The 20,075-nt window shown below is 72.5% G+C and carries 17 protein-coding genes; 9 read left to right on the top strand and 8 right to left on the bottom strand.

Annotated features, from left to right (window positions below):
- Positions 1 to 92 precede the first annotated feature (92 nt).
- Entirely contained in the window at positions 93 to 3,152 is a 3,060-nt protein-coding gene (locus tag AB0O15_RS11295) for an amidohydrolase family protein (protein ID WP_364317329.1), read from the top strand.
- Between the two features lie 169 nt (positions 3,153 to 3,321).
- Here the strand turns inward: AB0O15_RS11295 and fdhA are convergent, their stop codons facing one another.
- Both fdhA and AB0O15_RS11285 read right to left on the bottom strand, forming a co-directional pair.
- Positions 3,322 to 4,560, bottom strand: a complete 1,239-nt coding sequence (gene fdhA / locus AB0O15_RS11290; RefSeq protein ID WP_364317327.1) for a formaldehyde dehydrogenase, glutathione-independent — start codon at positions 4,558 to 4,560, stop codon at positions 3,322 to 3,324.
- A gap of 71 nt (positions 4,561 to 4,631) precedes the next feature.
- Positions 4,632 to 5,321 (bottom strand): helix-turn-helix domain-containing protein, encoded by a 690-nt coding sequence (locus AB0O15_RS11285; protein ID WP_364317325.1) that lies wholly within the window; start codon positions 5,319 to 5,321, stop codon positions 4,632 to 4,634.
- Positions 5,322 to 5,407: 86 nt separating this feature from the next.
- On the opposite strand from AB0O15_RS11285, the gene AB0O15_RS11280 reads away from it, so the two are divergent.
- A complete protein-coding gene (locus AB0O15_RS11280; protein WP_364317323.1) occupies positions 5,408 to 6,187 on the top strand; it encodes an NAD(P)H-binding protein in 780 nt (259 codons plus the stop codon).
- On the opposite strand, the gene AB0O15_RS11275 is transcribed toward AB0O15_RS11280, so the two are convergent.
- Together AB0O15_RS11275 and AB0O15_RS11270 are read right to left on the bottom strand one after the other, a co-directional pair.
- Complete coding sequence (locus tag AB0O15_RS11275; protein WP_364317322.1) at positions 6,114 to 7,322, bottom strand: cytochrome P450; 1,209 nt, start codon at positions 7,320 to 7,322, stop codon at positions 6,114 to 6,116. The two genes, AB0O15_RS11280 and AB0O15_RS11275, sit on opposite strands and share 74 nt — an antisense overlap.
- 60 nt (positions 7,323 to 7,382) lie before the next feature.
- Entirely contained in the window at positions 7,383 to 7,916 is a 534-nt protein-coding gene (locus AB0O15_RS11270; RefSeq protein ID WP_364317320.1) for a snapalysin family zinc-dependent metalloprotease, read from the bottom strand.
- 139 nt (positions 7,917 to 8,055) lie between these two features.
- Here AB0O15_RS11270 and AB0O15_RS11265 point away from each other — a divergent pair, with 139 nt between their 5' ends.
- Entirely contained in the window at positions 8,056 to 10,374 is a 2,319-nt protein-coding gene (locus AB0O15_RS11265; protein WP_364317319.1) for an EAL domain-containing protein, read from the top strand.
- Here AB0O15_RS11265 and AB0O15_RS11260 read toward each other — a convergent pair.
- On the bottom strand, positions 10,324 to 11,043 hold the full coding sequence (locus AB0O15_RS11260) for a CHAP domain-containing protein (protein WP_364317317.1): 720 nt from the start codon (positions 11,041 to 11,043) through the stop codon (positions 10,324 to 10,326). The genes AB0O15_RS11265 and AB0O15_RS11260 overlap by 51 nt on opposite strands.
- Position 11,044: 1 nt before the next feature.
- Positions 11,045 to 12,355 carry a hypothetical protein gene (locus AB0O15_RS11255; protein ID WP_364317315.1) on the bottom strand — a complete coding sequence of 437 codons (1,311 nt, stop codon included), beginning with the start codon at positions 12,353 to 12,355 and terminating at the stop codon, positions 11,045 to 11,047.
- Positions 12,356 to 12,696: 341 nt separating this feature from the next.
- Between AB0O15_RS11255 and AB0O15_RS11250 the strand changes: the two genes are divergently transcribed.
- Genes AB0O15_RS11250 through AB0O15_RS11240 form a run of 3 tightly spaced genes read left to right on the top strand, consistent with a single transcriptional unit; the run spans position 12,697 to position 14,463 of the window.
- Complete coding sequence (locus AB0O15_RS11250) at positions 12,697 to 13,197, top strand: SigE family RNA polymerase sigma factor (protein WP_364317313.1); 501 nt, start codon at positions 12,697 to 12,699, stop codon at positions 13,195 to 13,197.
- Between the two features lies 1 nt (position 13,198).
- The gene (locus AB0O15_RS11245) at positions 13,199 to 14,332 is read left to right on the top strand and encodes a hypothetical protein (protein ID WP_364317312.1); all 1,134 of its coding nucleotides are present in this window, start codon (positions 13,199 to 13,201) and stop codon (positions 14,330 to 14,332) included.
- On the top strand, positions 14,320 to 14,463 hold the full coding sequence (locus tag AB0O15_RS11240; RefSeq protein WP_364317311.1) for a hypothetical protein: 144 nt from the start codon (positions 14,320 to 14,322) through the stop codon (positions 14,461 to 14,463). Before AB0O15_RS11245 ends, AB0O15_RS11240 begins: the two co-directional genes overlap by 13 nt.
- A 27-nt stretch (positions 14,464 to 14,490) precedes the next feature.
- Here AB0O15_RS11240 and AB0O15_RS11235 read toward each other — a convergent pair whose 3' ends face one another.
- Entirely contained in the window at positions 14,491 to 15,075 is a 585-nt protein-coding gene (locus AB0O15_RS11235; protein ID WP_364317309.1) for a hypothetical protein, read from the bottom strand.
- Between the two features lie 95 nt (positions 15,076 to 15,170).
- On the opposite strand from AB0O15_RS11235, the gene AB0O15_RS11230 reads away from it, so the two are divergent.
- The 3 genes from AB0O15_RS11230 to AB0O15_RS11220 all read left to right on the top strand — a co-directional run bounded on the left by AB0O15_RS11230 (position 15,171) and on the right by AB0O15_RS11220 (position 18,374).
- Positions 15,171 to 16,667 carry a serine hydrolase domain-containing protein gene (locus AB0O15_RS11230; RefSeq protein ID WP_364317307.1) on the top strand — a complete coding sequence of 499 codons (1,497 nt, stop codon included), beginning with the start codon at positions 15,171 to 15,173 and terminating at the stop codon, positions 16,665 to 16,667.
- Between the two features lie 73 nt (positions 16,668 to 16,740).
- Complete coding sequence (locus AB0O15_RS11225; RefSeq protein WP_364317306.1) at positions 16,741 to 17,118, top strand: YciI family protein; 378 nt, start codon at positions 16,741 to 16,743, stop codon at positions 17,116 to 17,118.
- The gene (locus AB0O15_RS11220; RefSeq protein ID WP_364317304.1) at positions 17,115 to 18,374 is read left to right on the top strand and encodes a DUF6596 domain-containing protein; all 1,260 of its coding nucleotides are present in this window, start codon (positions 17,115 to 17,117) and stop codon (positions 18,372 to 18,374) included. The genes AB0O15_RS11225 and AB0O15_RS11220 overlap by 4 nt, the downstream gene beginning before the upstream one ends.
- On the opposite strand, the gene AB0O15_RS11215 is transcribed toward AB0O15_RS11220, so the two are convergent.
- Positions 18,367 to 20,073 carry a hypothetical protein gene (locus AB0O15_RS11215; RefSeq protein WP_364317302.1) on the bottom strand — a complete coding sequence of 569 codons (1,707 nt, stop codon included), beginning with the start codon at positions 20,071 to 20,073 and terminating at the stop codon, positions 18,367 to 18,369. The genes AB0O15_RS11220 and AB0O15_RS11215 overlap by 8 nt on opposite strands.
- Between the last annotated feature and the right edge of the window lie 2 nt (positions 20,074 to 20,075).

Below are 20,075 nucleotides of genomic sequence, written 5' to 3'. Positions count from 1 at the left end.
CCGCCGCCGCGGCGGGCCGGAGGCGGGAGAACATCCAAAGTGGAAGCGACGATCTGCCGCCGAGACCGCCCGCTCACACTAATGTCGGATACATGCCGATCAGCCGACGGAACCTTCTGGCCGGTGTGGCCGCCACGACCGCCGCCGGGGTGGTGGTCGCCGATCCGGCCGCGGCCGTCTCCGCCGGACGGCGGATCGAAGCGGGCACCGGGACCGACTTCAGCGCGCGACTCTCGCCGGACCGGCGGTTGATCGCGATCGACCTGGTCGGGGTGCTCTGGGTGCTGCCGTCGTCGGGCGGCCCGGCCCGCCGGCTCACCGGTGACCTCTTCGACATCGCACAGCCCGACTGGTCGCCGGACAGCCGCACGATCGCCTTCCAGTCGTACCGCGAGGGGTCCTTCGGCATCTGGATCATCCGGCCGGACGGCGGTGGGCTGCGCCGGCTCACCGAGGGGCCGTACGACTACCGCGAGCCCCGCTGGGCCCCGGACGGGCGCCGGCTGGTCGTCTCCAGCGACCGCGGCGGCAGCTACGGGCTGCACCTGCTCGACCCGGGCGACGGCACGCTCACGCCACTGGTCGAGGGGCCGGGGCAGGAGTACGAGCCGGCCTGGTCGCCGGACGGCTCGAAGGTCGCGTTCGTGGTGGACAACACCCGCATCGACGTGGTGACCCTCGCTTCCGGCGTACGCGAAACCGCCGTGACCGTGCCGACCGGCCGCATCATCCACGCCCCGGAATGGACCCCGGACGGCCGCGACCTGACCCACAACGTCAGCGGCCTCGGCGTCAGCGAGCTGTGGCGCGGCACCACGCCCGTGGTGACCGGGCGGGACGTCTTCCCGTTCCGGGTGTCCTGGAGATCCGCGACCGAGTTCCTCTACACGGCCGACGGCGAGATCCGGCGTTCCGCGGGTGGCCGCATCGGCTTCGTGGCGCCGCTGAGCGTCACCCGGCCCAGCTACCGCCGCCGGCAGCGCGACTTCGACTCGCCCCGGCCCCGGCCCGTCCGCGGCATCGGCAGCCCCGCGCTCTCGGCCGACGGGACCACGCTGGCGTTCCGCGCGCTGAACGACATCTACCTGATGCCGATCGGCCGGCCGCCCCGGCCGCTGACCCGCGACCAGTGGTGGAAGAGCGACCCGGCGTTCTCGCCGGACGGGAGATACCTGTCGTACTCCACCGACCGCGGCGGCAAGCTCGACATCTGGCTGCGTGACCTGGCCACGGGGGAGGACCGGCAGCTCACCCGCCGGCCGAACGCGGCCGCGGTCTCCGGCACCTGGTCACGGGACAGCCGGTGGCTCGCGTTCCTCGACCAGACCGGCGCGCTGTGGACGGTCGAGGTGGCCACCGGCACGACGCGGCCGCTGTTCACCGCGACCTTCGAGCCGGGCAAGCCGACCTGGTCGGCCGACGGCCGGACCATCGCGCTGGCCGCGATCGTGCCGTACTCGGCCCGGTACCGCGAGGGGCTGAGCAAGATCCTGCTGGTCGACGTGGCCACCGGCGCCGGGCGGTACGTCGACCCGCTGCCCGCCCGGTCGATCCAGACCCGCGGCGACGACGGGCCGGTGTGGTCGCCGGACGGAACCCATCTGGCGTTCGTGGTGGCCAGCGTCCTCTGGGTGGTACCGGTGCGGCCGGACGGCACCTTCGCCGGGCCGGCGCGGCAAATCACCAGCGAGGTCACCGACGCGCCGGTGTGGACGGCCGACTCACGCGGGCTGATCTACCTGCACAACGGCACGTTCCGGCGGGTGTCCGCGTCGGGCGGCCGCCCCGCTCCCGTGCCGATGCCGCTGACCTGGACCAATTCACAATCCCGGGGCCGTACGGTGATCCGCGCCGGCCGCCTCTGGGACGGTACGTCACGCCGGCTGGACCAGGACGTGGCCGTGGTCGTCGAGGGGCACCGCGTCGTCGAGGTGACGCCCTGGCGGGAGGGGCTCGACGGCCGGCTGATCGACGGCCGTGACGCGGTGGTCATCCCCGGGCTGATCGACATGCACCACCACCGGGAGATGCAGGGCTACTCGTACGGCGCCCGGCAGGGCCGGCTCTGGCTGTCGCTGGGCGTCACCACCACGCGGTCGCCGGGCAGCCCGGCCTACCACATGGTCGAGGAGCGGGAATCGATCCAGTCCGGCGCGCGGCTCGGGCCACGGTACTTCGGCACCGGCGAGGCGGTCGACGGGCCCCGCATCTACTACAACTTCATGCGGCCGACGTTCGACCCGGCGCAGCTCGCGCTCGAGCTGGAACGCGCCGGCGCCCTGGACTACGACCTGATGAAGGCGTACGTACGGCTCCCACCGGTCTGGCAGAAGCGGGTGATCGACTGGGCCCACCGGCACGGCGTCCCCGCCACCTCGCACTACCACTACCCGGCGCTGAACTTCGGCGGCGACCAGATGGAGCACGTGGGCGCGACGAGCCGCTTCGGCTACTCGCGGACCGTCACCACGCTGGGCGCGGCCTACCCCGAGGTGCGGCAGCTGTTCGTGGCGGCCGGCGCCCGGCTCACCCCGACCCTGTTCAACGCGGCCGTCCTGCTGATCGAGGACGACGCGCTGGCCACCGACCCGCGGGTGCGGGCGCTCTACCCGCCGTGGGAGTACACCGCCCTGCAGGCCCAGATCGCGGCCGGCCGGGTCACCGACCAGACGCCGGCCCGGCAGAACCTGGCCCGCCAGGTCGCCCACCTGACCGAGCTGATCCGGGCGGGAGGTCACGTGGTCAACGGGACCGACTCGCCGATCGCGTCCAACGGGATCAGCACCCACCTCAACCTCCGCGCGATGGTCCGCTACGGGATGACCACGCACGAGGCGCTGACCACCGCGACCCGGGCCGCGGGGGAGTTCCTGGCCGAGCCGCTCGGCCGGATCGCGCCCGGCTACTACGCCGACCTGACGATTCTCAACGGTGATCCGCTCACCGACATCGAGGCGGCCGCCGACGTCCGCGCGGTGGTGGCGAACGGCGTGCTGCACGACGTGCCGTCGCTCATCGAGCCCTTCGCTTCCGCCCCTCTGACCGAAAAGTCCGTTCCGGCGCCCGTGCGGCGCGTCGACGACCCGCACTGGTGGCATGACCCGCACTGGGTTGTCTCGGGGCGGGACGCCTGTTGCGCCCAAAGTTCTTAGGTCTACCGCGCGGGGGGCGAACAGCATTTCATGAGACGCGTGCCCGCCCCGCTCGTACCGGCTTTCGCCGCGCTGTGCGGGCTGCCGTCGGCGAGATGTACGCGGAGAAGACCTCGAACCGGGACCGCCGTTCCGGGGACGGCCGCCACCGCACCCCGGTCGCCGCGCCCTAGGTTCGGACCATGCCGTGCGGGTCGAGCACGTACTTCTTCGCGGCGCCCTGATCGAAGTCCTGGTAGCCCTGCGGGGCCTGGTCCAGGGGGATGGCCGTCGCGTTGACGTTCTTCGCGATCTGCACCCGGTCGTGCAGGATCGCCATCATCAGGTTCCGGTTGTAGCGCATCACCGGGCACTGGCCGGTGACGAACGACAGCGACTTGGCCCAGCCCAGGCCCAGCCGCAGCGACAGCGAGCCGACCTTGGCCGCGTCGTCCACCCCGCCCGGGTCGCCGGTGACGTACAGCCCCGGAATGCCGACCGCGCCGCCGGCCCGGGTGACCTCCATCAGCGAGTTCAGCACCGTCGCGGGCTGCTCGGTCGCCGCGTCCTCGCCGTGCCCGCGCGCCTCGAAGCCGACCGCGTCGACCGCGGAGTCGACCAGCGGCTCGCCGATCGCCGGCGCCGCCTTGCCGAGGATCTGGCGCACCTGATCGACCGGGTCGCCCTTGGACACGTCGACCGTCTCGCACCCGAAGCTCCGGGCCTGCGCCAGCCGCTCCTCGTTGAGGTCGCCGACGATCACCACCGCCGCGCCGAGCAGCCAGGCCGAGCTCGCCGCGGCCAGGCCCACCGGGCCCGCGCCGGCCACGTACACCGTGGAGCCGGTGGTCACGCCGGCGCTCACACAACCGTGGTAGCCGGTCGGGAAGATGTCGGTCAGCATGGCCAGGTCGAGGATCTTCTCCAGGGCCTGGTCGCGGTCGGGGAACCGGAGCAGGTTCCAGTCCGCGTACGGGACCAGCACGTACTCGGCCTGGCCGCCGACCCAGCCGCCCATGTCGACGTAGCCGTACGCCGAGCCCGGCCGGTCCGGGTTCACGTTCAGGCAGATCCCGGTCTTGCCCTCCTTGCAGTTGCGGCACCGTCCACACGCGATGTTGAACGGCACCGAGCAGATGTCGCCGACCTTCGCGAACTCGACGTCCGGCCCGACGTCGACGATCTCCCCGGTGATCTCATGCCCGAGCACAAGACCTTCCGGCGCGGTTGTGCGCCCGCGCACCATGTGCTGGTCGCTGCCGCAGATGTTGCTGGCCACGGTCTTCAGGATCGCCCCGTGCGGCACCCGGCGGCCGATGTTCTCCTTGTTGACGCCGGGACCGTCCCTCATCTCGTACGTCGGGTAGTCGATGTCCCGGACCTCGACCTGTCCCGGCCCCTGATAGACCACCGCTCGATTGGCTGGCATCGTCGCCTCCATTGGCGTTGTCGTATGAACGCCATGTTTCCCGCGAGGCGGCGGCCAACCCCAGGCTGGTTTCAGACTGCGCTACGCATGCTCATCGCGCAGGGTGCGGGCGACGGGAGCCGGCCGGCCGCGTACCGGCCCGGTGAGACGCCCATCAGCGAGCGGAAGTCCGAGATCAGATGAGCCTGGTCGAAGAAGCCGGCCTCGTCCGCCACCGTGGCCCAGTCCCGGCCCCGGTGACCGAGCACCCGCCGCAGCCGGACCACTCGGGCCACCTGCTTCGGTGACAGCCCGACCTCCTGGGCGAAGACGTTGCGGAGCTGACGCTCGCCGACGCCGAGCCGGTCGGCCGCCGCCCCGACCGGACGGCCCGCCGCCAGCTCGCCGAGGGCGGCGTCGAGCGCCGTGGGCCGGGTGGGCGGCCCGGGTCGCCGCGTGCCGGCCAGGGCGGCGACATCGTCGATGAGGCGCCCGGCGGCCCGGCCCCACAGGTCGGTGGCCAGCACCGGGCGGTCGGCGAGCTCGGTCAGCGGGACGCCGAGCAGCCGGCGTGCGTGCCCGGGGCGGATCCGCAGGCGCAGGCAGGCGCCCGGGGCGGAGGCCGGGTGGTAGCGGGCGCGGCTGCGCGGGCCGGTCACCACGAGCACGTTCTCGCAGCCGTCGCCCAGGCCGTAGATGAGCGTGGCGGCCACGTCGGGCGGGTGCACACCGTCGCCGGACAGCAGCTCGGACGACTCCACCATCCGGGTCAGATCGCTCACGCCACCACCGTAGCGGGGCGGGCCGGCGGCGGCCGCTTCCGGTTTCTCCAATCCTCCGGGCCGGTGGCGGCGCGACAGTGGCGGTCATGATTCTTGTTACCGGTGCCACGGGCACCATCGGGCGGCGGCTCGTCGCGGAGCTGCGTGAGCGGGGCGTGCGGGTGCGGGCGATGACCCGGGACCCGGCCGCCGCCCGGATCGAGGCGGACGAGGTGGTGTCCGGTGACCTGGACCGGCCCGATCCGGCGCTGTTCGCGGGGGTGGACGCGCTGTTCCTGCTGTCGCCGCCCGGGCCGGAGACGGCGGCGCGGGAGCCGGCCGTGCTGCGGGCGGCGGCCGGAGTGCGCCGGGTGGTGAAGCTGTCGGCGATCGCGGCCGACGACCCGGCCACCCTCACCAGCGCCTGGCACCGGCCGGGCGAGCAGGCGCTGCGGGACGGCTTCGCGGACTGGACGATCCTGCGCCCGTCCACCTTCGCGTCCAACACGCTGGCCTGGGCGCCGGCGATCCGGGCCGGCGAGGCGATTCCCAACCCGTTCGGCGACGGCGCGCAGGGTGTCGTCGACCCCGCCGACGTGGCCGAGGTGGCGGCGGTCGTTCTCACCGAGGACGGGCACGCCGGGCGGACGTACACGCTGACCGGCCCGGAGCTGATCACGGTGCCGTCGCAGGTCGCGGTGATCGGCAAGGTGCTGGACCGGGCGATCGCGACGGTCGACCTCGACCCGGCGGCCCTGCCGGAACCGGTGGCGGCGGGCGTCCGCTTCGTCCGCGACGGGGGCAACGCCGTGGTCACCGACGATGTCGCGGCTGTTCTCGGCCGTCCGGCCCGGAGCTTCGAGCAGTGGGCGTTGACCGCGTGGTGATCGGGACGGCCGTGTAGGCGCGGAGGACGAAGGTCGGGCGCTGGATCGGCTCGGCGGCCAGGGCGAGCTCGGGGGCGTGGTCGAGCAGAGCGGACAGGCCGGCCTGGAGTTCGATGCGGGCCAGCGGAGCGCCCAGGCAGAAGTGCAGCCCGGCGCCGAAACCCAGATGCGGGTTGGGGGTACGGCCGGCGTCGAACCTGTCGGGGTCGGCGAACACCGCGGGGTCGCGGTTGGCCGCGCCCAGCAGCGCCGCGACCTCGCCGCCCGCGGGGATCGTCACGTCGCCGAGCCGGACCTCGGCCGCCGCCGTGCGGATGAACATGTGCAGCGGCGGGTCGTAGCGGATCATCTCCTCGGCCGCCGCCGGCAGCAGCGTGCGGTCGGCGCGCAAGCGGGCCAGCTGGTCCGGGTGCCGCAGCAGGGCCACCACGCCGCCGCCGAAGGCGTTGACCGACGCCTCGTGGCCGGCGTTGAGCAGCAGGATGGCCGAGGCCACCAGCTCGTCGCCGGTGAGGTCGGGCACGGCGACCAGATGGGAGATCAGGTCGTCGTGCGGCGCGGTTTCGCGCTTCGCGGCCAGGCGACGCAGGTAGTCGGCGAACTCCTGGCAGGCGGTGAGCGCCGCGGACTCCACCTCGGGGTTGCGCTCGACCTCGTACATGCGCACGATCGCCGCCGACCACGGCCGCAGGCGGTGCCGGTCGGCCTCGGGCACCCCGAGCAGCTCGGCGATGACCGTGACGGCCAGCGGCTCGGCCACGTCGGCCAGCAGGTCGAACTCGTCGCCGGCCGCGTTCAGCAGCTCGGCCGCCGTGGTCGCGACCGCGGGCCGGAGCCGGGCCACGTGACCCCGCCCGAACGCCGACGCCACGAGGGAGCGCAGCCGGGTGTGCACGGGCGGCTCGTTCTCCATCATCTGGTTGCGGTGCAGCAGGTTGAACGGCTCGTAGACGTCGGCCGGCTCCCGATCGCGCCACAGCCGCCCGAGCTTCCGGTCGCGCAGCACCGCGTCGGCCGTCGCGTGCCGGGCCGCCAGCCACCGGCCGGTGCCCTCATGCCAGCTCAGCGCGGGTAGCTGCCGCAGGGCCGGATACGGGTCCCGGATGAACTCCGGATCCGAGAAGTCAATCTCCACAACCGGACGCTACCGGGATTCTGGCTCGTCTCCGGCGAGGAGCTCTGACCGCCGCGCCGGCTAGCCGGCCCAGACGTAGGTTCGCGCGGGAACCGTGGCGAGGGTGCGGAAGTTGGCGTTGACCTGGGCCGTCTCCTGGGTGTTGGGGTTCGGGTTGGTGCACGAGACGGGGGCGCTGCTGCCCGACATCAGGTCGGCGCACAGGCCGGTACGCCGGTCGGGCAGGCCGAGGATGTGGCCGAACTCGTGGGCGGCGATGCGCGGCACGTAGTAGCCGTCGTCGACCGCCTCGCGGCCCATGTACCAGCGGCCGTTGCCGAGCGACGTGGTGTAGGTGCGCGGCCAGCCGTTGTCGGCGTACACCCGGATGTTGGGGGTCCGCCCGGCGGGGACGGGCTCCAGCCGGACGTTGGTGGCCCGGCTGTTCCAGATCTGGGCGCCCTGGTTGACGGCGGCGACGAACTCCTGGGCCTGGGACGCGTCGTAGTACAGGACGCGGGGCGCGGCCGATGCGGGGGATCCGCCGGCGACCTGTAGGCCGGCGGTGACGAACACGGCGGCGAGGAGTGTTGCCGCGAGTCTGCGTAGCAGCATGGTTCCTCCAGAGGGTCGGGGGAGCCCGACCGTATCAATCCAACGAAGATCATCGATACCGGGCGGCCATACCGGCTGGATCGCAAGACCGTGGGATGGAAACCGTCAGACCGCGCGGGCGCCTGCCGATCGAGTCTTCGTGAGGTCCACGCGCTCGCCGCTGCGCGATCCGGTCGTGCGGGGCCTGCTGGTGTTCTGGTGCGCCGGCGGTCTGTTGCTGCTGGGGCTGGACGGTGACCAGGTGCGCCTGGGCCAGGTGTTCTGGATGTTCCAGGTGCCGCTGGACGCCGCGTTCGGCCTGCTGGCCTGGCGGGCCGGCCAGGCGTCCGCGGCCCGGTTCCGCCGGTTCTGGCGGGTGCTGGCGTTCAGCGGGCTGGCGTACACCATCGGTGACACGTACCAGAGCGTCTGCGCCTGGATCGTGCCCGGCTCGGCCTCGCTGACCGGCAACGCGGTGCAGACCGGCTGCTTCGCGGTCGGCATGAGCGCGACGGTGATCGCCTGCCTGCTCTTCCCGCAGGGCCGGCGGACCCGGCGTGAGCAACTCGTCTACTGGCTCGACGCGACCACGGTGCTGATCTGCAGCGCCGTGCTGGCCTGGTGTTTCGGCGTGGCCGGGGCCGATGACGTGGTCAACACCAGCGTCTCGGTCTCGCTGGTGCTGCTGGCCGCGTTCGCGTCGACCCGGGTGGCGCTCGCCGCGCATCCGCCGATGACCCGGGCCGCGGCCTGGACGATGATCGGCGCGGCGCTCATCCAGGGGGCCGGGTCGTTCCTGCCGGTCGGGGCGGATGGGGTGGCCGACGGGTACGTGTGGGCCGTACGCCTGCTGCCGTCCCTGCTCGTCGCGCTCGGCCCACGCGTGCAGGAGCTGCAGATCCCGATCCACGCCGCCCGGGCCCAGCGCAAGCGCAAGCCGTACAGCATCCTCCCGTACTTCGTGGTGGTCCTGATCCTGGCCGCGTTCTTCCGGCTGCTGGCTACCGACCAGTCGGTAAGACTGTGGGTGGCGGCGATCGGGCTGGCCGCGATCACCGTGCTGGTGGCCGCGCGGCAGCTGGTCGCCTTCCACGAGAACGCCTCGCTGATCCGGCGGCTGGACGGCGCCCTGGCCGAGCTGCGCGTGCAGGAGGCGCGGCTGTGGGAGCAGGCCAGCTACGACGGGCTGACCCGGCTGGCCAACCGGTCCCACTTCGGCGAGCTGCTGGACGACGCGCTGGCCGCGCCGGGCCCGCCGCCGATGCTGATGCTGATCGACCTGGACGACTTCAAGACCGTCAACGACACCCTGGGTCATGCCGCCGGCGACGTGCTGCTGACCACGGTGGCGGAGCGGCTGCGCGAGATGACCCGGGGGAGCGACGTGGTGGCCCGGCTGGGCGGCGACGAGTTCGCGGTGCTGCTGCCGGGCACCACCCCGGCCGAGGCCGACGCGCTGGCCCGGCGGGTGATCGACCGGCTGGCCGACCCGGTCGAGATCGAGCAGCACCCGATCGCCACGAAGGCCAGCATCGGGCTGGCCGTGTCCGAGCCCGGCGCCCCGGCCGCGCTGCTGCTGCGCAACGCGGACATCGCGATGTACGAGGCGAAGGACCGCGGCAAGGGCACCGTGGTGCTGTACAGCGCCGACATGGGCACCCGGATCGGCCGGGACGCCGAGCTGGCCCAAGACCTCCGGCGGGCCGTGCGGGCCGGCGAGTTCGTGGTCGAGTACCAGCCGGTGGTGCTGATCGACACCGGCCGGGTGACCGGTGTCGAGGCGCTGGTCCGGTGGCAGCACCCCGTGCGCGGCCGGGTGTCGCCGGGCGAGTTCATCCCGATGGCCGAGCGCACCGGGCTGATCGTGCCGATCGGCCTCTGGGTGCTCCGCGAGGCGTGCCGCCAGGCGGCCTCCTGGCAGCGCCAGTACCCCGCGGCGGCCGAGCTGACCGTCAACGTGAACGTGGCGGCCGAGCAGCTGCGGACCCCGTCGTTCCCGGCGGACGTGGCCGGCGCGCTGGCCGACGCCGGCCTGGCCCCGCGTTCGCTGACCGTCGAGGTCACCGAGACGGTGGTCGTCGACGACGACGAGTCGATCGCGGCGCTGCACCGGCTGCGGGCGATGGGCGTCAGCATCGCGCTGGACGACTTCGGCACCGCGGCGTCCTCGCTCAGCCTGTTGCTGACCTGCCCGGTGTCCACGCTGAAGCTGGACCGGTCGTTCGTCGAGCAGGTCACCACGGCCACCCGGCAGGCCGCGGTGGCCACCGCGGTCAGCCAGATCGCCGAGGTGCTCCAGCTCGGGTTGGTGGCCGAGGGCGTGGAGACGCCGGAGCAGGCGGAGCTGCTGTGGAGCCTGGGCTACCGGCACGCGCAGGGTTTCCTCTACTCGCGCCCGGTGCCGGCCGAGGCCGCGGCGGCCTGGTGGCTACCGGATCGCGTTGAGGAGCGGCCAGGTCTTCGGGCCGGCCACGCCTAGACCCTTGAGCCCGCGCCGGATCTGGAACTCCTTGAGCACCTTCTCGGTGAGCGGACCGAACTCGCCGTCCACGGTCAGCCGCGGCTTGCCGGCCCACATGTTGAGCCGGGCCTGGATCCAGCGCACCGGCCCGCGCTCGCGGCTGCCACGGCCGATCGAGTGGCCGGGGTAGCGCAGGTCGGCCGACCCGGGCGCGGGCTTCCTGGTGGCCGCGACGGTGCCGTAGCGGGGCCGGCCGATCGCCACGATGCGGCCGGAGCGCACCTTGCGCAGCACGCCACCGCCGGAGCGCGACCCCTTGCCGTTGGTGTTGCCCTCGATGGTCTGCAGCCGCCCGCCGCCGAGGTTCTTCTCCACGATGCCGACGTGCGAGACCGGCTTGAGTTTGCCGCTGAAGTCGAACCACACCACGTCGCCGGGCTTCGCGTCGCGCACCCGGACCAGACCGCGGTGCCGCCGGTACCAGGGGTACGCCACGCGCGTCACGGCCGTCTTGGGCATCTCGCCACCGGCCCCGGCCTGGCGGAACACCCACCAGACGAACTGCTGACACCAGAAGACATGATTCATGCCGTACGCCCGGCCGTACTTGTTGTCGTTGTTGTGCCCCTCCTGGTAGCCGATCTGCGATCGCGCGATCCGGAGGACGTCCACCGCGGTCCGGGCCATCTCAGCCCACCCCCTTGTCGGTTCCGGTCTCGGCGCGTTCCTCGTCGCCGACCTCGGGATCGCCGTCGTCGTCCGGGAACTCGTCGGGCTCCTCGGGCCGCAGCGGGAAGGCCTCGACCTCGAGCTCCTCGTCGTCGGCCTTGAGCTCGTCGACCAGCCCGTCCACCTCGTGCGCGGGCAGGAACTGATCATCGGCCTCGACCGGGGCCGCCTCCGGCGCGGGCTCGGGCGCGGCCGGCACTTCCGGGGGCGTGGTCTGCACCGGCGGCATCACGACCGGTGGCTCGGCCGACTTCGCCTCCGGGTCCTTGCTGGGGATGTTGTCCATCAGCTGCTGCGCCCGGTTGTCGGCGACCCGGGTGACCAGGTGCTGGGCGATGCCGAAGAGCAGCGCGTAGGCCAGGATCTGCCGCTGGCTGTCCAGGTTGGTCAGACCGGGCACGAAGCCGCCGGCCAGCAGGACCATGCCGATGATGGCGCTGAGCGCGCCGGACGGGACCTTGAGGACGGCCAGGGCGGTGGAGACCGAGTACGGGGTGGAGGTGCCGCGCAGCCGCCGGATGGCGAGCAGCGCGCCGAGCGCCCCGCCGAGCGCGCCCAGCCCGGCGATGATCAGGATGTCGTCGCCGCTCGGAGCGCGCGGGGCGCCGCGCGGGCACACGTTCGGGGCGACGGCCGCCGCGGTCGACCCGGGGTCGGGCGGCCCGGTGACGGCCGGGTCGAAGCACATCGGGATGGCGTCCGGGGTCCGCGCCACGAAGAAGATCAGCAGGCCGGTCAGCAGGGTGATCGCGGCGGCGGCGAGCACGATGATGTTCCGGAAGTCGCGCAGCCGGGTGTATTCCTCGTCGGACGCGTCGTACGCGATCTCCATGGCCTGTTTCACCGCGGCCCGGCGCGCGGGCCCGGTCGTGGTCTGCAGCGCCCGCTCACCCTCGACCCGGCGCGGGTCGTTGCGGTCGAGCGCCTGGCCCAGCCGGGTCGACACCTCGGGGATGAGCGCGGTGAACTCGGGCTCCGGCAGCACCTCGACCAGGAAGATCTTCGCCGTGTGCAGGTGCAGGTAGGCGCGTTCGACCGAGGTGCCGCGCCACTGGTTGAGCAGGCCACGGTTGCCGAACCGGCCGCGCGAACGGCAGGCCGTGCGCGCCTCGGTCACATGGTGTTCGACGGCGGCCTGGGCCTCGGTCTCGGCCGGCGTGAGCTCGCGGGCGGTCGCGACGTTGAGCCGGTGCTGGACCCGATCGGCCTCGAGGTCGGCCTGCACCGCCCAGTGCTCGGGCCACAGCCGCACTCCGGGTGGCACGGACATCGTCGGCCTCCTGTCTCCGTCGGTTCAGGATGCGGCCGCGCCGGGCTCCTGTCTGTCCGTCCCCCGGTCAGCCCGGTCTTACGATCAGCCCACTCCACTCAGTACGAACAACGGACCACCTACGTAGGGAAGGGGATCCCGAACAAGCACAGGACGGCGACGATCATCATGACGAGGCAGATCGCGAGGAACAGGATTCCTTGGCGTAGCCCCCATTGAAACTTCCGCGGCTCCCAGCGGTCAGGCATGCACCCACAGTAGGAGCGAGAATCCACTGAGGATGTCAGGCAACCGTCCGGCGATCCGGCGCATTACCCATACGGCGAGCGAAAGGGGAGCCGATGCGCGCCGAGTGGGAACGCGAGTACGTCGACTATGCGATGGCCGGCATGGAGCGGCTGAAACGCCTGGCCTACACGTTGTGCGGGGACGTGCATCACGCCTCCGACCTGGTGCAGGGCACCCTGGTCCGGCTCTACGAGCGGTGGCCCAGGGTGCGGGGCGTCGAGCACGTCGACGCGTACGTGCACAAGATGTTGCTCCGGCAGTTCCTGGCCGAGCGACGGCGGCCGTGGTCGCGGATCCGGCTGGGCGCGACGGTGCCCGAGACGCCGGCGCCCGAGCGGGCCGACGACGACCGCCCGATCCTGGTCGCCGCGCTGCGCCGGCTGCCACCCCGGCAGCGCGCCGTGCTGGTGCTGCGCTTCCTCTACGACCTGCCGGTCGGTGAGGTGGCCGCGATGCTGGGCTGCGGCGAGGGCACGGTCAAGAGTCAGACCTCGCGCGGGCTCGCCACGATGCGCCGGCTGATGGATGCCGACCAGCCGATTCTGAGGAGCTGACATGAACACTGACGAGATCTTCGCCCCGCTGCGCGAGCGGCCGGTTCCCCCGCTCGACGTCGACCTCGGCCGGGCCATGGCCACCGGCCGGCGCCGTGTGCGGGTCCGCCGGACCGTGGCCGTCGCGGGCACCGCCGCGTTCACCACGCTCGCGGTGGCCGTCGGCGTCATGGCCGGCACCCGCGAGAAGCCCGCTCCACCGTCGCTCGGCGCGCCCCCGGGGTTGTCGTGTCGGGTGTCCGCGCTTCCGCTCCCGCCGGGCGAGACCCAGGGCGGCGCGCTCGCGGTCGACCCGTCCGGGCGGTACGCCGTGGGCGCGGTGGCCGGCTCGGAGGAGACCGGGGAACAGGGCAAGGCGCTGCTCTGGGACAACGGCAGGCTGCGGGTGCTGGACGTGCCCGGGTTCGCGCCGACCCCGCTCGCGGTCAGCTCGACCGGCGTGGTGGTCGGCGGCGTGACCCGTGATCATCGGCTGCACGCCTGGGCCTACGTCGGCGGGAAGGTGGTGAACCTGGCCGACGATGGCGAGGGCGCGACGGCGAACGGGGTGAACGGCCGCGGCGACATGGTCGGCGTGGTGAACCGGCCCGGTGACATCTCCCACGCGGTGATGTGGCCGGCCGGGCGGCCGGAAGCGGTGCACTCGCTGAGCGCGCCGGGCGTGGCCGGGGCGACGGCAATCTCCGAGGCCGGCGTCGTGGTCGGGTTCGCCGACTCCCGTCCGTACGTGTGGGACAGCGCCTTCAAGGCCGGCCGGCCGTTGCCCGCTCTGAGCGGGGGGTCCGAGGGCGGCGTTCTCGGCCTGGCCGGCGGCTGGGTGGTCGGCACCAGCGGGCCCGGTGACCGCCCGGTCGTCTGGAACCTGGCCCGCGACCGGGTCGAGCCGGTGACCGCGATCAAGCCGGCCGCCGTCACCACGACCGGGACGCTGGTCGGCACCTCGGCCGCGGCCGGGTCCGCGCCGCCGTACCGTGACGCGTCGATCCTGGTCGGTGGCAAGGCGCGCGAGCTGCCCCATCTGACCGAGCGCCGGGACACCGACGAGGCGGCCGGGGTGAGCGCCGACGGCCGGGTCATCGTCGGCCGCCAAGCCACCGGAGCGGGCGCGGAGACCCCGTTGCTGTGGCGTTGCTGACGAGGCCGCAGGTGGCCGCGCTGGTCTGCACGGTGGCGCTGGTCAACGCGGCCAACCGCCTGGCCGTGATCACACACCAGAAGGGCGGCTCGTACCAGCCCGGCATGGTCGCCGCCGCCCTGGCCGGCTAGCTCTCTGTCCGCCGCCGCCCTCGGAGGTCAGAAGGGCGGCGGCGCCGGGGCCATCGGCTGCGGGCCGACGGACCGCAGGTAGTGCTGGAACTCCGCCTTGGCCGCGACGATCTGCCGGAGGAAGTCAGGGTCGGGGTTGCGGAACTCGACCGTCATCCCGTTCTCGGCGACGTACCCGTTGGCGACCCGGCTCGGGGTGGCCAGCGTGATGCCCTGGACCGCGAAGATGAGCAGCAGCACGCTGAACACGAACCCGGCGACGAAGGCACCCGGCCGCTCGTCGCGGGTGCTGACCCAGCCGATCACGCTGAGGGCCGCACACAGCAGCAGGGTCACGAAGACGGCCACGATCACGATCCGCCGGACGGTCAGCGACCGGACGCAGCGGGGGCAGAACGGCCAGGCCGGCGTAGGCACCTTGCGCTGGATCAGCACCGCGATGATCAGCGCCGGCAGCCCGATGAACAGGGTCAGCAGGAGCAGCCAGAACGGCACCCGCGAGCGGAACGTGAGGTCGTGATGTTCGGTGGCGGGCTCGCCGTGCCGGCAGCAGACGCGCGGAACCCCGTGGCCGCTCGCCACGATCGGGGCCGGGACGACAACGACGCGCATGGGCATACATGTTGACGTACGCCGCTGGATCGCGGTGCCCCATGATCACAAATCGGGCGTAGGGTGGGTCTCCGGTCGACCACGGGGGTGCATCGATGTCCGTTACCCGCCGCAATCTCCTTCGCGCCGGCGCCGCCGGGGCCCTGATCACCACGCTGCCCACGACCCGGCCCGCCGTCCCGCGGGCGGTCGGCGAGCTCGACGACAAGATCCGGGCCGCGATGGAGCGGTACGACATCCCCGGCGTCTCCTACGCGCTGCGCTATCGCGGGCGCGACTACCACCGCGGCTTCGGCGTGACGAATCTGTCCGATCCGCGCCCGGTCGACGCCGATACGGTCTTCCGGGTCGCGTCGACGACCAAGACCTTCACCGGTACGGCGATCATGCGCCTGGTCGAGGCCGGAAAGCTCGATCTCGACCGTACGGTGAAGAGCTATCTCCCGGCCTTCCGCACCGCCGACCCGGCGCAGTCCGCCCGGGTGACCCTCCGCCAGCTGCTCAACCACAGCCCCGGCTGGCTGGGCGACTACTTCAAGGACACCGGCCCCGGTGACGACGCGCTGGCCCGGTTCGTCGCGTCGATGACGGTGACGCCCCAGCTCAACCCGCCGGGCCGGACGTTCGCCTACAACAACGCCGCGATCTCGGTGGCCGGGCGGATCCTCGAGGTCAAGACCGGCCGCACGTACGAGGACGTGGTGCGCGACCTGCTCCTGCGCCCGCTGCGGCTGCGCCACAGCGCCTTCTTCCTCGACGAGATCCCGCGGGCCGAGGTCGCCATGTCGCACGTGCCCGACCCGGCGACCGGCGAGCTGGTCGCGTCGCCCGAGGCGTTCGCCATGCCGCGGTCGGTGCACGCCGCCGGCGGCCTGATCTCCAGCGCCCACGACCAGCTGGCCTGGGCCAAGTTTCACCTGGGCGACGGCGGCCGGCTGCTCAGCCGGCGAGGGCTGCGCGAGATGCAGACCCGGCCCGGCCCCGGCGGCACGCTGCTGGTCGAACTCGACGGCATGGGCGTGACCTGGCAGATCCGGCCGACCGCCGAGGGCCCGAAGGTGATCGAGCACGGCGGCGACTGGGCCGGCCAGCACTCCGGCTTCCTCATGGTTCCGGCCCGCGACATGGCGCTGACCGTGCTGACCAACTCCGAGGGCGGTCCCGGCCTGATCGCCGAGCTGTACGGCGACGACTGGGCACTGTCGCGCTTCGCCGGCCTGCACAACCTGCCGGCCCGGCCCCGGGTGCTGACGCCGGCCCAGCTCGCGCCGTACGCGGGCCCGTACACGATCACCCAGACCGACCTCGACGGCAACTTCCTGAGCACGGTCGTCGATCTGGTGCCCGACGCCGGCCGGCTCAGCATGCGGGTCGAGGGCCAGGTGCTGGCGATCCTCGAGTTCTACCGCCGCGATTACGTGCGGATCCTGGAGCCGTCCGGCGCCGACACGTTCTTCCGGGCCGACTTCGACCGCGGCCCCGACGGCCGGGTCACCTGGTTCCGCTACAGCGGCCGCATCCTCAAGGCGGGCGCGACGCCGGCCGCGGCCCGACCGTTCAAGATCAACAAGCTGTCGTGGCTTCTGTCCTGACCAGGTGTCGATCGGGCCCGGGGTCACTCGTCATCACGGTGTAGGCGAACACCGAGGTGAGAGGATCACGACCATGCGTTACACGCTGCTTCTGCACTACGCCGAGATGTCCCCGTCCGAGCTGGGCGAGGAGATGCTGGCCGAGGGCCGGCGCGCGTTCGCCAGCTACGCGTCCACCCTCCACCAGGCCGGCGTGCTGATCTCCGGCGAGGTGCTCCAGCCGTCGGCCAACTCGACCACGGTCACCACGGTCGATGGTCAGGTCAAGATCCAGGACGGCCCGTACGCCGACACGAAGGAACAGCTCGGCGGCACCTTCGTGATCGACGTGCCCGACCTGGACGCCGCGATCGGCTACGCCAAGCAGGCGCCTCCGGTTGCCTGGGGCACGGTCGAGATCCGCCCCGGCGCGGTCCACGTCGTCGACGGCACGTGGCATCCCAACAAGTGACACCCGACGCGGTGCGGCCGGCGGCCATGGACAAGGCCGCCGCCGCCGCGGCGGACCAGGCGAACCGGGCGGCTGAGCGGGTGGCCCGCGGCGCGTACGGCCGGCTCGTGGCTCTCCTGGCCGCACCCGCCGGCGATCTCGCCCTGGCCGAGGATGCCCTGGCCGCGGCCTTCGAGCGTGCCCTCACGACCTGGCCCGAGGCGGGTGTGCCCGACAACCCCGAAGGGTGGCTGCTCACCGTGGCCCGCAACCGCCTGCGCGACATCTGGAAGTCCGCCGCCCACCGCACCAGCGCCCCGCTGGAGGCGGCCGCGGACACCGGCGCCGACGCGTACGCCCCGTTCGACGCCCTCGACCCCGACGCGATCCCGGACCAGCGGCTCGGCCTGCTCTTCGTCTGCGCCCACCCCGGCATCGACGCCGCGATCCGCACCCCGCTGATGCTCCAGACCGTGCTGGGCTTCGAGGCGGCGCGGATCGCCACGGCGCTGGCCGTCCCGCCGAAGGCCATGGCGCAACGCCTGGTCCGGGCCAAACGCAAGATCAAGGACGCGCGCATCCCGTTCGTGGTGCCCGACCGGCAGGCGATGCCGGAGCGCCTGCCGCCGGTGCTGGAGGCGGTCTACGGCGCCTATGCGATCGACCGGTGTGACGAGGCGCAATACCTGGCGGTCACGCTCGCGGCGCTGCTGGGCGAGGAGCCGGAGGCCTGGGGGCTGGCCGCCCTGGTCACGCTGTCGCTGTCGAGAAAGAACGAACGTTCTTTCTCTCCACCCGGCGGCGAAGGCGCCGTTTTTGTGCCGCTGGACGAGCAGGATCCGGCGAGCTGGAACGCCGAGATGATCGCCGAGGGCGAGTCCTACCTGGCCCGCGCCCAGAAGGCCGCCACACCGGGCCGGTTCCAGCTGGAGGCGGCCATCCAGGCGGTGCACTGCGACCGCGCCCGCACCGGCCGCACCGACTGGCCGGCCCTGCGCATCCTCTACACGGCGTTGAACCTGATCGAGCCCAGTCTCGGCAGCCGGGTGGCGCTGGCCGCGGTCACCGGCCGGATCGACGGCCCGGACGCCGGTCTGGCCCTGCTCGACGAGGTCGCCGCCGAGGACTTCCAGCCGTACCACGCGACCCGCGCCGACCTGCTCGCCCGCGCCGGGAGGAAGGCCGAGGCCAGGCCGGCGTACGGCCGGGCCGCCGCGTTGAGCGACGACCCGGCCGTTGCCCGCTACCTGCGGACGAGGGAACGTGCGGTCAGCTGACCCGGAACGTGGTGACGGTCCAGGTCGACCTGTTGTCGACCATGAGTTGCCAGGCCGGCTCCCGCGTCTGGAACTTCGGGAAGTGCCAGCCGTACGGGCCGCGTGTGTCGTTGCTGCCGCGCAGTGCGCTGACGATGGTGCCGGTGGTGGTGATGGTCAGCATCCGCCCGGTCGGCGGGTGCCGGAAGACCATCGTGCCGCCGCCGACCGAACCGGATGACTTCACCCAGTCCGGGTCGAGGTGCCAGTGCTGCCGCCACTTGGACGCGCCGGTGAACTGGTCGGAGACGACCAGCCGGGGCGAGTCCGAGTTGGCGGTGACCCCGCGGCTGTGCCGGAGGCCGTACACCGTGTCGCTGACCGTGAAGACGTGGCTGGTGGCCGCGTACTTCGCGGTCAGGGTGGAGGTACCCCCCTTGACCGTGCCGCCGTTCGGGACCGCGACGTTCTGTCCGTCCGGGCGGGTCTGGTAGCGCGAGTACATGTTGTCCTTGTCGTAGCTGTAGCGGCCCGGGCCGACCAGCACCCGTACCCCCTTGATCGACCAGGTCACGCCGCCCGCCCGGTCCTCGTGCCCGTGCGCGCGACGCGCCGGGCCGAAGCGGATGGTGTAGTGCGGCGAGTTCTTGTCGGTCCAGCTCCACCGGCCGATCGCCCAGCCGGTCTGCGGGTCGACCAGCCCGCGGTTCGACTTCAGGTCGAGCGGACGCCCGTTGATCTCGTCCGAATCGCCGACCTGGGAGATCTTCCCGTCGGGCTCGGTCATGAAGCTGTAGTTACGCCAGGCCATGTCGACCGTGGCGCGGATCTTCCGCGCGTTGGCCGCCTGGCCCGAGGTGTTCTCCAGCGCGACGGCGGCCTGCTCCCACAGGCTCGCGTTGCCGCCCTGGTAGGCCGACGACTGCTCGTAGGAGATCCCCTCCCTGGAGAACGCCTGCGGAGCATCGTTGACGATCCGGGTGATCGCCACGCTTCGCCAGCCCGTGCGGCCACCGAGGATCTCGGCGGCCCGGAGCAACTGCAGGTTGGCCATCAGGCCGTGGTTGTGCACCGGGTAGTTCGGCGGGCCGTAGTAACGCTTTCCGAGCAGCACGGCGGCATTCATGTCCATGCTGATCCGGAGGTTGTCGTTACGGGTGAGGGCGTAGAGACAGTTGAGCGTCTCCAGCCTGCGCAGCGCGGTGCCCTCGTCCCAGCCGTACGCGTTGGTGCCCGGGTCGGGGTTGTAGCGGTGGAAGGCGATCGCCTGCAGCACGAGTGCGTTCAGCGACTTGAGCTGCCCGTCCTGGGCGGCCCGCCGTGCGAGCGGCTTCATCCACATCAGACCCTCGTAGTTCATCCGCCAGGTCGGGTCGCTGACCGGCGGATTGCGCCACGTCGAGTTGTTGATCTTTCCGACGGTGAACGCGGGGGCAGGCGGCATCTGGACCACGATCGGCTGGCCGTCCGGCACCGCGGCCGGTGCGGGGTTCCCGCACCGGGCGTCGGCGGTCGGATCGGCCGCACGGGCGGACCGGGCCGGTGGGGCGTAGACGGCCTGGATGGCTGCCGGGTCGTCGTAGGACAGTGGATCGATGCCGATCACGTGCGGCGTGGCCGGTTCAGCCTGCTTGGCCACCGCAGCGGTCGGCATAGCCACGGCGAGCGCGGAAAATCCCGCGATGGCCGCGACTGCGGTTTTTCTGAACTTTTCCCCCATGC

Origin of the sequence: Actinoplanes sp. NPDC089786, from assembly GCF_040684855.1 — a bacterium.
Taxonomy (GTDB): Bacteria; Actinomycetota; Actinomycetes; order Mycobacteriales; family Micromonosporaceae; genus Actinoplanes.
Note: the sequence above shows the minus strand (reverse complement) of the source record. Positions and strands in the feature narration are given on the sequence as shown.